The sequence below is a fragment of the Nocardioides sp. NBC_00850 genome (assembly GCF_045207335.1).
Taxonomy (GTDB): Bacteria; Actinomycetota; Actinomycetes; order Propionibacteriales; family Nocardioidaceae; genus Nocardioides.
This window is the reverse complement of record NZ_CP108845.1, coordinates 1,508,472-1,521,730: the sequence shown is the minus strand read 5'-3', so window position 1 is coordinate 1,521,730 and position 13,259 is coordinate 1,508,472. Positions and strand designations below refer to the sequence as shown.

The window sequence follows — 13,259 nt, the reverse complement described above, 5'->3', positions numbered from 1 at the left end:
ACACTTCTCCCTGTGAACCCCTCGGTCTCCGGAGTCGCCGTGGCATGGCGTCCCGCGATCGCCGAGCTCCTCCAGACGTACGCCACCTCCGGCCGTCTCGGGTTCACCGAGGTGATCGCGGAGAACACCGCGCCGGCGCGGATCCCGCAGGCCGTCCGGGATCTCGGCGTCCCGATCATCACCCACGGCGTCACCCTCGGCCTGGCCGGCGCCGACCGCCCCGCGGCGGACCACCTCGCCCGGCTGGCCGAGCTCGCCGAGGTCCTCGACAGCCCATTCGTCTCCGAGCACGTCGCGTTCGTGCGGGCGAGCGACTCCCCCGACCCGCTGCACGGCGACGTCCTGGAGGCCGGCCACCTGCTGCCACCGCCGCGCACGAACGACTCGCTCGACGTGCTGGTCGACAACATCCGGCTCGCGCAGGACCAGCTGCCGGTGCCGCTCGCGGTCGAGAACATCGCCGCCACCTTCACCTGGCCCGAGGACACCATCAGCGAGCCCGATTTCCTCACCGAGCTCGTCGAACGCACCGGCGTACGCCTCGTCCTCGATGTCGCCAACCTCTACGCGTCCGCGGTCGCCCGCCGCTCCGACCCCGTCGCCGACCTGGCCCGCTTCCCGCTCGACGCGGTCGCCTACATACACGTCGCCGGCGGCACCGAGCGCGAGGGCCTCTACATCGACACCCACGCCCACCCGATGCCGGCGCCGGTGCTGTCGCTGCTCGCGACGGCGGTCGAGGCGTACGCCGGGCGCCGGCTCCCCGGGATCATGCTCGAACGCGACGCGGATGTGTCACCGCAGACCGTCGACCCCGAGTTCACGAAGCTCGTCGAGGCGATCTCTACGCCTTCGGCAGATCCGCTCCACCCGTGACCGGAGCCTGATGCTCAGGGAAGGTGGCCTCGGCCGAGACCTCGTCCACCAGCGTGGTGCGGCCGAAGGCCTCGCCAAACGGGGTCAGGTGCACCGAGCGGCGCACGATCTTGGCGAACTTCACCGAGTGCAGCGCCCCGAGCACGTCGGGCTGGGCCTCGAGGACCTGGTATTCCAACGGGTCGGGCAGCGGCTCCTTGGAGAACCACACCAGCCCGAGCCGGAACAGGTTGTTGAGATAGGCCGGCACCCGGTCCGGATAGCGCACGCCGCTGCGCCCCGCGATCATGTTGAGACCGGGCGCGATCATGGTGCTGCCGACGAGACCGGCTGGCCCACCGGTCCGAATGTCGACCGAGGGCTGCGGCCCGGCCTGAAGCAGGTAGAGCAGCATCCGCGCCTCGTCGGGCGCGAGCTCGTCGAGGATCCGGGCGTACGCCGGGTGCCCCTGCTCATCGGCCCAGACGTCGCGGGACCGGTCGAGCAGCTCGGCCCCTCGTCGGCGCAGCACCGGCAGGGAGTCCTCGGACGCCTCGGCCTCTCGCGTGCGGGCGAGCACGACATCGCGACCGGCGGCCTCGTAGTCGGCGTCGGAGAGCTCCATCACCTGGTTCGCGTTGGGCAGGATGATCCGGGCCGCGGTGCCGGCGACGATGCCCACGGCCTCGGCCGTCTCCCGCACCAGCCCCACGCGTACGTCCTGGTCGACCACCGCCCGGGCGACCCGGATGCCGGCACGGCTCGAGGTGCGCAGCCCCCACCCGGCGGTGTGCCAGGCAGCCCCCGCGGCCACCCTCGCCAGACCGGGTGCGGTGCCGGCCACGGCGGAGGCGGTCGGGATGACCTTGCCGAGGAGACTCATGTCGGAAAGATTAGAAGGTGAAGGAAGCCGCCCGCGAGTCCCATGATCGCGCCGTGGGCGTAGAGCATCCATTCGTCCTCCTTGATCGCTGACCTCATCATGTCCACGAAGTCGCCCGGCGGGAGCTCCTTGGTGCGCCGCGCGACCAGGTCACGGATCTTTTCCGCCTGGTGACGGCTGAAGCCGGGATCGCGGAACGGCACCAGCGTGCGATCCGCAGCCTCGTTGGCCACCGAGGTGCTGATCCGGTCGAACCGCTCCGAGCCGAGCGCTATCCGCACCGCACCCCGGTAGGGCCCGGCCGCCCTGTCCACCGCGGGCATCAGCGCGTTGATCAGCAGCTTGCGGGTGGCGTCGCCGCGGGGGCCGTCGAGCAGGAAGTCGCCGATCCGCTCGAGCGTGATCACGTCGGTGGCGATGATGTCGGCGTAGACCTCCGCGGCCTGCTCCTGGCGGCGCGGGAAGAGGCCCTGCACCTTGATCCCCAGGATGCGCCGCGGCTCGGCGGGCTCGAAGATCAGCCACATGCCGAGCAGGTTGGTCACCCAGCCGACGACCACGCCGAGCACGGGAAGCAGCCACCAGACGTGGAAGGTCTGGTCGATCAGCGCCACCGGGATACCGAGCAGGAAGCCGAAGATGAACCCGAAGGCGACCATCAGGTTGAGCTCGCGCTGCCCGAAGTCGCGGAAGATCCTGACCACCAGGGCGGGGTTCTTGCGGAAGTGGTCGATGACCATCAGCTTCGGGTCGAGCAGCTGGTCGATGTGTACGCCGATGTCGTCGGTGACCTTGTGCACGATCGAGGGGAGCTGCGCCTGCACCCGGACGGCGATCGCGTCCTTGACCGGCCGCGGCAGGTCGCGCCAGAGCCGCGGGTGCTCGCGCATCATGATCTGTTCGACCAGCTCGGGCACCTCCGGCCGGAATGTCTCCACGATGTGCGTGGCGATCTCCGAGGGGCCGAGCTGCTGGTAGAAGTCGCTGGGTGTGCCGAGCTTGGCGATCGCCTTGTCGACGGCGATCGAGCCCATCTTCGCGGCCCGTGCGGGGATGATGCCCTGCCAGCCGATCCCGCCCTGGGCGAAGCCCGGGACCTCCTGCAGCTTGTGCGGCAGCACCCGGGTCAGCTCGCGCAGCCCGGGCACCTGGAACCCCTTGAAGGAGAGCGGGGAGAAGAGCATGTAGAGGCCCGACCAGTTGATCAGCCAGCCGATCACTCCGGTGAAGATCGGGATGGTGATCAGCGAGAGCCAGTGGACGTGGGCAGCCCAGTCCTCGAACCAGCTGACCAGCGAGTCCTGCCACTCCGGCGACATCCGAGCTCCTTCCGCCAGAGTTCCAGACCGTCAGTATGCGTACCCTACCCACAGGCGAACGCAAACACCCTGAAGCGTCTGCTATTCGGTTGAGGCTTCCGTCGCCGCGCCGGGCGGGATCTCATGGCTCGGCAGCCGGTCGAGATCCTCGACGTCGGCGAAGCAGGCCCGGGCGAAGTCCTGCCCGAACGGAGTCAGGTGGATCGAGCGCCGCTTGATCCGGGCACCACCCTTGGCGTGAAGAGCCGCGAGTACGTCGGGTTGCGCCTCGACCACCTGGTAGCGGATCAGCTCGCTGACCGGGTCCTCGGACTGCCAGACCAGGCCGAGCCGGGTCAGGTTGTTGAGGTACTGCGGCACCAGCGACGGGTAGCGCACGCTGGCCTGCGCTCCGATCATGGTCAGTCCCCGGGCGATCATCCGCGCCCCGCGCAGATGCCCGATCAGGCCACCCTCGACCACGTCGACAGCCGGCTGCGGGCCGTCCTTGAGCATCAGCACCAGGATGCGGGCCTCGTCGGGGGCCAGCTCGTTGAGGATCGACACGAAGGCCGGGTGGCGCTCGTTCTCGTCCCATACGTCGCGCGAACGGCGCAGCAGCTCCTCGCCGGTCCGCCGCAGTCGGTCGGGTTCCGCGCCCGGGGCGACTCCGTTGACCCGCGCGGCACGACCTTCCATCGCCGCCCTCGCGCTCTCGGCGGCCGGCAGTGCGAACCGCTCCAGCAGACCCGTGACCGGGTTGCCCGTGGCGACCCGCTTCGCGAGGGCGGTCACCTGGCGGGCGTTGGTCGCCACGTCCTCGGTGAGCCGGACCGCCTCGTCGGGATCGACGACCGCCTTCGCGACCCGCCCCATCCCTCGGGCGTACGTCCTCAGCCCCCAGCCCGCGGTGTGGGCGACCGTGACCGCGGAGATCCTGAGCAGGCCCGGGAGGACCTCCATCGCATCGTCGACGAGACCGCCGCTCGGGGCCGGCGTGGGCATGCGGTGCATCCCCTCCCGGCCCTCGACGAGCTCTTCGGGCGGCTCGATCGAGCGTGGTCGACGGGCCCCCGGCTCGGTGTTGATGTGGAGGGCGCTCACAACACGTTCCACCATTCGAAGACTGCCACGTGCAGAAATCCGCCCGCCAGCCCCATGATCGCCCCGTGGGCGTAGAGCAGCCACTCGTCCTCCTTGATCGCGGCTCTCATCATCTCAACGAAGGTCTTCGGAGGCAGCGCCCTGCACCGGTCGGCGATCAGCCGGCGGATGTTGCGCGACTGCTGCTGGCTGAAGGCGGCGTCACGCAGCGGGGTGAGCGTGTAGTCGACGGCCTGCTCGGCGACCGAGGACCGGATCGCATCGAACCTCCTGGTCCCGACGGCGACCCGGACCGCACCGTAGGCCGGTCCGACCGCGGCGTTGACCGCCGGCTCGAGGGCCGAGGCGAGCATCTGCCGGGTGCGGTCGCCGGACGGCCCGTTGAGGAGGTGCTCGCCGATGTGCTCGAGCGTGATCACGTCCTTGGCGATGTGCTTGCCGTAGATGTCGGAGGCCTGCCACTGCCGCCGGGCGAAGAGGGCCTGGATCTTGAACGGTCCGATCCGCCTGGGCTCGGCGGGCTCGAAGATGAGCAGCATGCCGAGCAGGTTGGTCGTCCAGCCGACCAGCACACCGAGGATCGGCAGCAGCCACCAGATGTGGAAGGCCTGGTCGACGACGGCGACCGGGATGCCGAGCAGGAAACCGAAGATCGCCCCGAAGACCACCATCATCCGGAGCTCGCGGGCCCCGAAGTCCTTGAAGATCCGCACGATGATCGAGGGATCCTTCTCGAAGTTCTCGATCACCATGATCTTCGGGTCGAAGATCTGGTCGATGTGGTTGCCGATCTCGACGGTCACGTCACCGACGACCTCCGGGAGCCGGTCCTGGACCCGCTGGATCACGACGGTACGCAGCGGGCGCGGCAGATCGCGCCAGAACCGGGGGTGCTCCCGCCACATGATCTCGTCGACGAGCAACGGGATCTCGGGACGGAAGACGTCGACGATGTGGGCGGCGATCTTGTCCGGCTCGAGCTGCTCGTAGAAGTCACGGGCAGTCGCCATCTGCGACAGCGCCCGGTCGACGGCGATCGAGCCCATCTTCGCGGCCCGCGCCGGCACGATCCCCTGCCAGCCGAGCCCGCCGCGCAGGATGCCCGGGATCTCTTGGACCTTGCGCGGCAGCGAGCCGGCGATCTGCTTGAGCCCCGGGACGGTGATCCCGTGGAAATGGATCGGGGAGAAGAGCATCCACAGCCCCGACCAGTTGATGAGCCAGCCGATCACGGCGGTGAAGATCGGGACCGACCAGAACTCGAACCAGTTGAACTCGCCTAGCAGGGTCAACCCCGCCGAAATGGTGTTAGACACAAGACCTGACCTTCATTTCCTCATCCACGAGACCGCCCCAGGTTCAAGCGGTGTCGTGGTCTCCCTGGCGCGAAGGCTAGTCCACCGTTTGACAACTTGGGGCAAAATGTCCACCGATCACCCAGTTATCGATCCAAAGATCGAGCGGGTTCGACGGGAGCGAGTCGTACGTCCCGGGTGATCATCCCGTTCCGACGGAGGGGGAGCATTCGGAAGACAACCCTGCCATGGACGGCCTCGGCATCGACGAAACCGAAGCTGCGCGAGTCGGTGGAGGCGCTCCAGTTGTCGCCGAGAAGCCAGTAGGCGTCCTCGGGAACCCTCAGCCACTCCAGCTCGGCACCAGCCTCGGCGGACCAGGCCGGGTTCTCCACCACATAGGTCTCGTCCTCGCCGGCGGGCCGGACCAGCACCCGCGCATCGCCGGAGACCGAGACCCGGTCACCGGGCATGCCGATCACCCGCTTGAGGATCCGGGTGCCACCACCGGACACAGCGCTCGGGGCGTCCGCCTCGACGACGTCGAAGCGTTCGATCTCGTCATGTGTCCAGAACTCGAGGAACATCCGGTCGCCGTTCTTCAGCGTCGGCTCCATGCTCGTGCCGTCGACGGTGACGGAGAAGGCGAGCGCGGCGACCACCAGGACCAGTGCGACGAAGGCCGCGACCGCGGCGCCGACACCGCTCGCCGTGAGGACCTTCCTCACGGCCGTACTTTCAGCCCGGCGACAGGCGCGGCCACCTCGACCAGCTCGACACCACCGTCACCGAACCCGCCGAACGCGCCGGCCGGGAGCAACCGCAGCCAGGCCTTTCCGGAGACGTCCGCCACCGGCAGGAAACCGAAGCCGCGGGAGTCGGTCGATCCGCCCCAGTTGTCCCCGAGGACCCACAGCGACTCGCGCGGGACGGTCACCCAGGCTCCGGACGCGGCATCGTCGTCGTACGTCCCGTCCGGCTCGCAGCACATGCCGAGCTCAGCCCCGATCCTGGTCGGCCAGGCGGGGTTGTCGACCCGGTAGATTTCGGCGGACCCGGCGGGGCTCACGTAGACGACCGGCTTCTCGCCCCCGGCGATCGCGACCCGGTCGCCGGGCATCCCGATCACCCGCTTGACCACCTGCGACCCACCGCCGAAGCGCTCCGGTCCGGGCTCGATGCCCTGGACCAGGTCGAAGCGTTGGATGTCGTCGTTGTGCAGCGGGTCGAGCAGGATCCGCTCGCCGGAGACCATCGTCGGCTCCATGCTGCGCCCCTTGACCGTGAACGAGCCGAAGAGCGCGGCGACGACGACAGTCATCACCAGCAGAAACGCCACCAGCGCGACCCACCCGATGGCCGTCGCGGCGAAGCCGCGTTCGTCAGCGAGACGCGCATTCAGAGGTCTTCCGAACACAACCAGACCCTCTTTCGGGCAGATCGATGACAGCGAGGACAAACCCACGCAAGGATCGCCTCACTCGGTAGACATTTAGGGATCAAATGTCCAGATTTGCTTGACCGTAGCACGTGGCGACCGTCACAGTCTGTGATGCCACCCAGGGTATTAGGGGCCGTGGGCGGCGAACCTTTTCTCGGGTTCATCAGCCCGTGAGGGACGGGTTCCAACGAGGGAGCACATATGAACAAGATGGGGCATACCAGTCTCGGCCGCTTCGCGGCCGTGACGCTGCCGGCGGCGGTCGTCTCCGCCGGCATGGGGTACGCGATGCTGTCCGGCATGGTCGGAGCGGTCATCTCGTCCACCGGCGGTTTCGACATGAGCACGAGCCTCACCGCCGACGCGCTGAAGATGCGCACCGGCGCCACTGAGATCGGCTCTGCCGGCAACAACCAGGGGACGATATACGCCCAGACCGAGGGCTCCGTCGCCAACGGGCTCAACGTCGTGACACCCGAGGTGGAGGTGCTCCCGGGCCTGAGCCTCAACCTGGGGATCACCTCGACCGACTCGGCGATCAACCTGGGCGACGTGGCACTGAACGCCGCCTCGCTCAACACGCCGAGCGGCGCCACGATGGCCAACGTCACCCTGGGCCAGTCGCAGGCCGACGCCGGGTTCGCCCCGGGCGGCCCCGGCTACGTGGCGGACGGCTTCGCACTCCAGGCCGCGCAGACGGCCGGCCAGAGCGGCCAGCAGGTGCTGAACAACCTGTCGGCGAAGGCGTACGCGGTTCAGCTCAGCTCGCTGAGCCTCGACAACCTGTCGATCACGCTCAACCCGTAGCACTCCACCTCATCAGCCCGCAGTAGTTGGCGGGCGTTCCGGAGCGCCCGCCAACACCTCTGCCCCAGCCCCCGCCGGAGAACCCCATGCCTGACAAGACGCCCATCGACCCCGAAGCACCCACCGTGAGCACCTCAGCCGCCGTCCCCACGCCGCGTGGCTTCAAGGGCTTCCGGCGCACCCGCCCCTTCTGGGGAAGCCTGATCCTGCTGTGGTCGTCGTGGATGATCGGGTCCTCGATGCTCTCCAAGCAGCTCGACTTCACGATCTTCGCAGCCTTCGGCGACAGGACCCTGCCGCCGGTGCTGATCTCGTTCGCCATGGCCGCCGCGGCGCTGATCGCGATGTTCATGCCCGCGCAGCGGACGTTCCCAGGGATCGTCTCGGTCGCGCTCGCCATCGCGGCGCTCCCGCTGGCCAACCTCGGCGGCCTGATCATCGGCACCGTCGCCGGCGTCACCGGTGGCGCCCTGATCGTCGCCTGGACCCCCTACACCGACAAGCAGCTGACCAAGATGGCCGAGAAGGACGCCCGCAAGCGCGCTCGCAAGGCGGCCGGCAAGCCGGCCCGGAACGGAGCGACCGCATGAGCCCTCGAGCCCGCCGCTTCGAGCGGCCCGACCCTTGGGGCGATGAGTCCGGCGTGCTCGGCGCGTGGGGCCGGCTCACCGGCCGCATCTACCGAGCTGCGTACGCCGCCATCGACCGTGCCGCGGAGCAGTCGGCACAGATGAAGGCGGATGCGGAGTCCGTACGTCGCGGCAGCCGCAAGCGCTCGCTGCCGCTGATGATCGTCGGGAGCGCCGCTCTCGTGGCCATGTTCGGCGCGGTCTCGCAGAACGCCCTGGCGGTCAACTTCACCACCGGGAACGCCAAGTTCAAGCTCTACTCCAACTACCTCGACGCCGAGCACGCCGCGGGCTATCTCGCCCCGACCAGCCGCCAGGGGGCAACCGACTGCGATCCCGGTGTCGCCGACGTACAGACCCAGTGCGGCGTCACCGAGCTCGGCATCCACCAGGCCAAGCTCGCCGGCCTGTGCGGGATCGCCACCGAGAACATCCCGCTCGTCGGGAGCTACTCGCTGATGATCACCGCCGGCGACGACATCCCGGACAGCTACAGCGGCAGCACGATCCCGACCGGCACCACCACCGACCCGAGCACGGGCAAGCTCACCGACGGCAGCCTCGGCAACGCGATCTCGGCGACCAACCTGTTCATCAACGCGGACGCGCTCAGCGGCTACGGAAACAAGATCTCCGGCATGAACCTCGGCCAGTCGGCCGAGACCGTCGGCGACTCCGCCGGACTCACCTTCGAGGGCAACGCCAACCAGCTGCCCAAGGCCGGCGCCTTCGGTCTCTACGCCCGCCAGCTCAACGTGGCCGGCCTCAACGGAAACAGCTACGGACTCAACCTCAAGGGCAACATCACCCTGCCGGAGCTCAACATCAAGGTCGTCCCCGGGGCCAGGACGCAGGCCGACTGCTCATGACCGCATCCAACACCCGGTCGTTGACAGACGACCTCGGCTTCTCCACCGACTCCCGACCGGAGAACGTACGCCGCAACCGGCTCGGCGCGTTCCTCGCAGCGATCCGCTCGTGGTTCCGCGCGTGGCGGCGTACGCGACCCTTCTGGGGCGCGTTGTGGCTCATCGTGGCCGGCGCCTGGATCATCTACTGGATGTCGTTCGACATCGGCATCGCGCTGACCGGCGGCTGGTCGTACTCCGCCGGCTACGTCATGGGCGGAGCACTGATCATGTTCGGGCTGGTCACCTGGCTGGCACCGCACTACAAGTCGCTCTCGGGGATCGTCGCGTTCCTGATCGCGCTCGGTGCCTTTCCCACGGCCAACCTGGGCGGCTTCGTCCTCGGCTCCGTCCTCGGCATCATCGGCGGTTCGATGATCTGGTCCTGGGGCGAGAAGAAGCCGCGGCCGTCCGAGCGTGTCACCTCCGGCGGCTGATCCGCCGTGTCCCACCAGCTCACCGTCGGCAGGCAACGCCTCGTCGTCGTCACCGCGATCGCGCTCCTCATCATGTCCTCGGCGCTGTGGCCGTCACCCGACGACCGGGCCGAGGCGAACAGCCAGAACAACAGCTATCAGCCGTTCCAGTGCGACCAGCCGGGCAGCAGCAACCCGCAGCAACGACGGCAGGTCGTGCCGCTCAAGAACAATGGCGACAACGGCACCTTCCAGAGCCGCCTCTTCGGGACCCGGATGTTCCCCTGCCTGTCCGGGACGCGGTGGATCCTGACCGCGGGCGAGCCGAACGGGAGCAGCACCACGAACGTCGCCGCCGACGTGCGTGGCATCTACACCAACAGCAGTGACGGCAACTGCGACAGCAACAAGGGCTTCACCTACTACTACGCCGCCACCGGCTCCATGTGCCTGTTCCAGATCGCCTTCAGCGACCTCGTCTTCCGCGGCAACGTCGCCTCGTTCGGCGCTCCGGTGCTCTCCGCGAGGTCGACGACGGCGCCCGCCCCCAGCGCGAAGGTGGCGCACACCCTCCGGATCGCTCCGGACGGTCCGTTCACCGTCGGCGGGCCGGGCGTGAAGACGAACCTGCTCACCACCGGCGACTCCTGGGTGGCGATCCCGTGGAGAACGGTCACCAACCTGGCCGGCATCCTCATCATCGCCGCGGGCCTGACCACGACCTCGCAGAAGAACACCATCTGCACCGCCGGTTGGAACGGCGACTCGTGCCGGATGAAGATCCGTACGCTCGCCGGCGACGGCACCGGCGGCTGGAACGACCTGGTCACCGCGATCCTCAGTGGCCTCGCGGCCGGTGGTGACTACAACATCCTGTCGGCCAACCTGGAGTTCTACTACCTGTTCACCCACGACAACAACGCGGGCAACGACCCGTACGTCTATCCCCCGGGCGGCACCACGAACCCGCTCAACTCGATCCAGCTCCCCAACACGACGATCACGGTGACCGCGGGATGAGCACGTACGGGACACGATGGCGTCGCATGGTCGCGGCGACGACGGTCGGCTTCGGCCTGCTCGCCGGGATGGTCGCGACGATGGGCTCCTCCGCGTCCGCGGTCTTCAGCCCGACGCTGACGATCAACAACGGCAGCTCGACGTTCTCCTCGACCAACATCCACGCCGCCGACGCGGCCTTCGGCACCTCGCTGGTGCAGACCCAGGCGGCCGCCAGCAGCGGTGGCGACTGGACGCCGGTCCTGCGTGCCGGCTTCGCGAGCGCGACGATGAACGGCTTCTGCCTCTCCCGAGTGGAGGAGGTCGGGATGCTCGGCAGCTACACGGTCAGGCTCACCTCCGGGGACGACGACCCGGCGACCAACGAGATCAACGCCCAGATGGCCGTCTTCGACATCACCCAGCTCCGTGCCGCGGCCGCGCCTGGGATCAACCTGCAGGGGGTCGCCCAGATCGGGCTGGCCTCGACGGACCTGACCACCAACCCGGGAAGCGCGCCGTACGCCGCCAACCCGATGGGTCTGCCGCAGGCCTTCGACTCGAGCTGGTATCAGGCCAGCGGCAACGGCGGCCACAACAACGGCCAGGGCTTCACCGGCATCGACGCGACCGTCGCCGACCTCAACTCCGTCTACGGCGACGTCTGGCAGGCCCAGATCGAGGGCAAGGTGACCCTGCCGAACCTGGAGATCGAGCTGCTTCCGGGGAACCAGTCCTGCAAGGCGGCGGCGCAGGCCGGGACATTCCCCAACTGAAGGTGCTGGCCGCTGAGCTCGCTCGAAATTGGAAGGACCCGGCGGGTCCGTCTCGGGTCGGCTCCACCGGGTCCGCCGCGTGTGCCCCGACCATATGGGGGTTGGTCCGACACCCGCGGCTTACTCATCAGTATGCGGGTATTGCACCAACATCGGTTTTAACCGAAATCCACAACTCGCCAACAGCATTCCTGTGATCCCAGGGCAAACAGTGCTACTGCTGCTGGCGCCGCCAGACCACGATCGCCTGTCCTGGCGGGGCCTGGCGAACCGCAGGAAGCCTGCTGGTGGGGCCCTTCGGTTCGGGCGCTGCCGCCCGCGCCTGGGCGAGCGCCTCGCGGGTCGCGGCCAGCTCGTGCAGCAGCTCCTCGTTGCGCCGGCGCAGGGCGTCGACGTGCTGCTCGAGAGCGAGGATGCGACGCACGCCCTCGATGCCGATGCCGGCCGCGGTCAGGTCCGCGATCGAGCGCAGCAGCTCGATGTCGTGGAAGGAGTAGCGGCGCCCGCCGCCCCCGGTGCGACCGGGGGTGATCAGGCCCATCCGCTCATAGGTACGCAGCGTCTGCGGGTGCAGCCCGGTCAGCTCCGCGGCGACGCTGATCACGTAGACCGCGGCATCCGGCGCCGGGCTGCCGAATCCGTCACTCATCATGACTCCTCGAGAAGAGACGTACGCAGGGGCTTGCCGGCCATCGCGGCCCGATAGGCCTCGACGGCGGCCTTGGCGTCAGCGTCGAGCACGGCCGGGATCTGCACCTCGACGGTCGCGAGCAGGTCACCCACGGTGCCGTCCGAGCGGCGGAAACCCTTGCCGCGGACCCGGAACGTCCGTCCGTTGGGGGTCCCCGCGGGGATCCGCAGCGTCACCGGCGAGCCGGACAGCGTCGGCAGCTTGGCCTCGGCACCGAGAGCCAGCTCGTCGAACCCGACCGGCACGTCGATGGTGAGGTTGTCGTCCTTGCGGCCGAAGACGCGGTGGGGCGTGACGTGCACGGTGACGTAGAGGTCACCGGCCGGGCCGCCGTTCTCACCGGCGGCACCCTTGCCCTTGAGCCGGATCCGCTGACGGTCCTTGACCCCGGCGGGGATGCGCGCCTGGATGGTGCGCGCGGAGGTGCCGCGACCGGAGCCGTGGCAGGTCGGGCAGGCCTCGTCGTAGATCAGCTGGCGGCCACCGCAGCGCGGGCAGGTCTCGTTCATCGAGAACGCGCCGCCGACGGAGTTGACGACGTAGCCGGCGCCCTCGCACTCGGGGCAGACCCGCGGCTTGGTGCCGGGCTTGCCACCGGTGCCGTTGCAGTCGGGACAGGCGGCGTCCGAGGTCAGCCGCAGCGAGATGGTCACGCCCTCGAGTGCGTCGGTGAACCCGATCGTGGCGCTCGTCTCGACGTCGGCACCCTTGATCGGCCGAGCCCTCGGGGTCGTACGCCGCCCACCGAAGCCTCCACCGGCGCCACCGGCTCCCCCGAAGAGGTCACCGAACATGTCACCGAGGCCACCGCCCTGGGCGGTGCCGCCACCGAAGAGGTCGTCGAAGTTGTAGCCGCGGCCGCCGCTCGTGCCGCCGAAGCCGCCCGGGAACCCGCCCGAGGCGCCGAGGGTGCGGACCTCGTCGTACTTCTTGCGCTTCTCAGCATCGCCGATGACGTCGTAGGCCTCGGCGACCTTCTTGAACTTCTCGTGCTTGGCGTCGTCGCCCGGGTTGGAGTCGGGGTGGTTGGCCCGCGCGAGCTTGCGATAGGCCTTCTTGATGTCGTCGCCCGAGGCGTCCTTCTTGACACCCAGCTCGGCGTAATAGTCCTTGTTGATCCAGTCCGGCCGGATCCCGTCGTTCTCAGCCACCTAGCC

The 13,259-nt window shown here is 68.8% G+C and carries 15 protein-coding genes; 7 read left to right on the top strand and 8 right to left on the bottom strand.

The genetic code is table 11. From position 1 onward, the window contains the following. Nucleotides 1-12: 12 nt before the first annotated feature. Nucleotides 13-876: a DUF692 family multinuclear iron-containing protein gene (locus OH802_RS07420; protein ID WP_406026580.1), complete on the top strand. Its 864-nt coding sequence runs from the start codon at nt 13-15 to the stop codon at nt 874-876. Here the strand turns inward: OH802_RS07420 and OH802_RS07415 are convergent. The 6 genes from OH802_RS07415 to lepB (OH802_RS07390) form a co-directional block, all read right to left on the bottom strand. Further along, on the bottom strand, nt 845-1,738 hold the full coding sequence (locus OH802_RS07415; RefSeq protein ID WP_406026577.1) for an Abi-alpha family protein: 894 nt from the start codon (nt 1,736-1,738) through the stop codon (nt 845-847). The genes OH802_RS07420 and OH802_RS07415 overlap by 32 nt on opposite strands. Beyond that, the gene (locus OH802_RS07410) at nt 1,735-3,057 is read right to left on the bottom strand and encodes a hypothetical protein (protein WP_406026575.1); all 1,323 of its coding nucleotides are present in this window, start codon (nt 3,055-3,057) and stop codon (nt 1,735-1,737) included. The genes OH802_RS07415 and OH802_RS07410 overlap by 4 nt, the downstream gene beginning before the upstream one ends. An 81-nt stretch (nt 3,058-3,138) precedes the next feature. Further along, a complete protein-coding gene (locus OH802_RS07405) occupies nt 3,139-4,140 on the bottom strand; it encodes an Abi-alpha family protein (RefSeq protein WP_406026573.1) in 1,002 nt (333 codons plus the stop codon). Then, nucleotides 4,137-5,456 carry a hypothetical protein gene (locus OH802_RS07400; protein ID WP_406026571.1) on the bottom strand — a complete coding sequence of 440 codons (1,320 nt, stop codon included), beginning with the start codon at nt 5,454-5,456 and terminating at the stop codon, nt 4,137-4,139. Before OH802_RS07400 ends, OH802_RS07405 begins: the two co-directional genes overlap by 4 nt. A gap of 125 nt (nt 5,457-5,581) precedes the next feature. Further along, on the bottom strand, nt 5,582-6,163 hold the full coding sequence (gene lepB / locus OH802_RS07395) for a signal peptidase I (protein ID WP_406026569.1): 582 nt from the start codon (nt 6,161-6,163) through the stop codon (nt 5,582-5,584). After that, complete coding sequence (gene lepB, locus OH802_RS07390) at nt 6,160-6,852, bottom strand: signal peptidase I (RefSeq protein WP_406026567.1); 693 nt, start codon at nt 6,850-6,852, stop codon at nt 6,160-6,162. The genes lepB (OH802_RS07395) and lepB (OH802_RS07390) overlap by 4 nt, the downstream gene beginning before the upstream one ends. 225 nt (nt 6,853-7,077) lie before the next feature. Between lepB (OH802_RS07390) and OH802_RS07385 the strand changes: the two genes are divergently transcribed. The 6 genes from OH802_RS07385 (at nt 7,078) to OH802_RS07360 (ending at nt 11,411) form a co-directional block, all read left to right on the top strand. Beyond that, nucleotides 7,078-7,683 (top strand): hypothetical protein, encoded by a 606-nt coding sequence (locus OH802_RS07385; RefSeq protein WP_406026565.1) that lies wholly within the window; start codon nt 7,078-7,080, stop codon nt 7,681-7,683. 86 nt (nt 7,684-7,769) lie between these two features. Then, entirely contained in the window at nt 7,770-8,273 is a 504-nt protein-coding gene (locus tag OH802_RS07380; RefSeq protein ID WP_406026563.1) for a DUF6114 domain-containing protein, read from the top strand. Further along, nucleotides 8,270-9,181 (top strand): DUF6230 family protein, encoded by a 912-nt coding sequence (locus OH802_RS07375; RefSeq protein WP_406026561.1) that lies wholly within the window; start codon nt 8,270-8,272, stop codon nt 9,179-9,181. The genes OH802_RS07380 and OH802_RS07375 overlap by 4 nt, the downstream gene beginning before the upstream one ends. Next, on the top strand, nt 9,178-9,657 hold the full coding sequence (locus OH802_RS07370; RefSeq protein ID WP_406026559.1) for a DUF6114 domain-containing protein: 480 nt from the start codon (nt 9,178-9,180) through the stop codon (nt 9,655-9,657). Before OH802_RS07375 ends, OH802_RS07370 begins: the two co-directional genes overlap by 4 nt. Nucleotides 9,658-9,663: 6 nt before the next feature. Further along, nucleotides 9,664-10,656, top strand: a complete 993-nt coding sequence (locus tag OH802_RS07365) for a hypothetical protein (protein WP_406026557.1) — start codon at nt 9,664-9,666, stop codon at nt 10,654-10,656. Nucleotides 10,657-10,682: 26 nt separating this feature from the next. After that, on the top strand, nt 10,683-11,411 hold the full coding sequence (locus tag OH802_RS07360) for a DUF6230 family protein (protein ID WP_406026555.1): 729 nt from the start codon (nt 10,683-10,685) through the stop codon (nt 11,409-11,411). A 214-nt stretch (nt 11,412-11,625) separates the two neighbouring features. Here the strand turns inward: OH802_RS07360 and OH802_RS07355 are convergent, their stop codons facing one another. Both OH802_RS07355 and OH802_RS07350 read right to left on the bottom strand, forming a co-directional pair. After that, complete coding sequence (locus tag OH802_RS07355) at nt 11,626-12,060, bottom strand: heat shock protein transcriptional repressor HspR (protein ID WP_378824100.1); 435 nt, start codon at nt 12,058-12,060, stop codon at nt 11,626-11,628. Continuing rightward, complete coding sequence (locus OH802_RS07350) at nt 12,060-13,253, bottom strand: DnaJ C-terminal domain-containing protein (RefSeq protein ID WP_406026552.1); 1,194 nt, start codon at nt 13,251-13,253, stop codon at nt 12,060-12,062. The genes OH802_RS07355 and OH802_RS07350 overlap by 1 nt, the downstream gene beginning before the upstream one ends. Between the last annotated feature and the right edge of the window lie 6 nt (nt 13,254-13,259).

Coding starts and splice junctions, on each gene's coding strand:
- OH802_RS07385 (WP_406026565.1), top strand. CDS start 7,078: ATGAACAAGATGGGGCATACCAGTCTCGGCCGCTTCGCGGCCGTGACG.
- OH802_RS07410 (WP_406026575.1), bottom strand. CDS start 3,057: ATGTCGCCGGAGTGGCAGGACTCGCTGGTCAGCTGGTTCGAGGACTGG.
- OH802_RS07380 (WP_406026563.1), top strand. CDS start 7,770: ATGCCTGACAAGACGCCCATCGACCCCGAAGCACCCACCGTGAGCACC.
- OH802_RS07360 (WP_406026555.1), top strand. CDS start 10,683: ATGGTCGCGGCGACGACGGTCGGCTTCGGCCTGCTCGCCGGGATGGTC.
- OH802_RS07370 (WP_406026559.1), top strand. CDS start 9,178: ATGACCGCATCCAACACCCGGTCGTTGACAGACGACCTCGGCTTCTCC.
- OH802_RS07355 (WP_378824100.1), bottom strand. CDS start 12,060: ATGAGTGACGGATTCGGCAGCCCGGCGCCGGATGCCGCGGTCTACGTG.
- OH802_RS07375 (WP_406026561.1), top strand. CDS start 8,270: ATGAGCCCTCGAGCCCGCCGCTTCGAGCGGCCCGACCCTTGGGGCGAT.
- OH802_RS07415 (WP_406026577.1), bottom strand. CDS start 1,738: ATGAGTCTCCTCGGCAAGGTCATCCCGACCGCCTCCGCCGTGGCCGGC.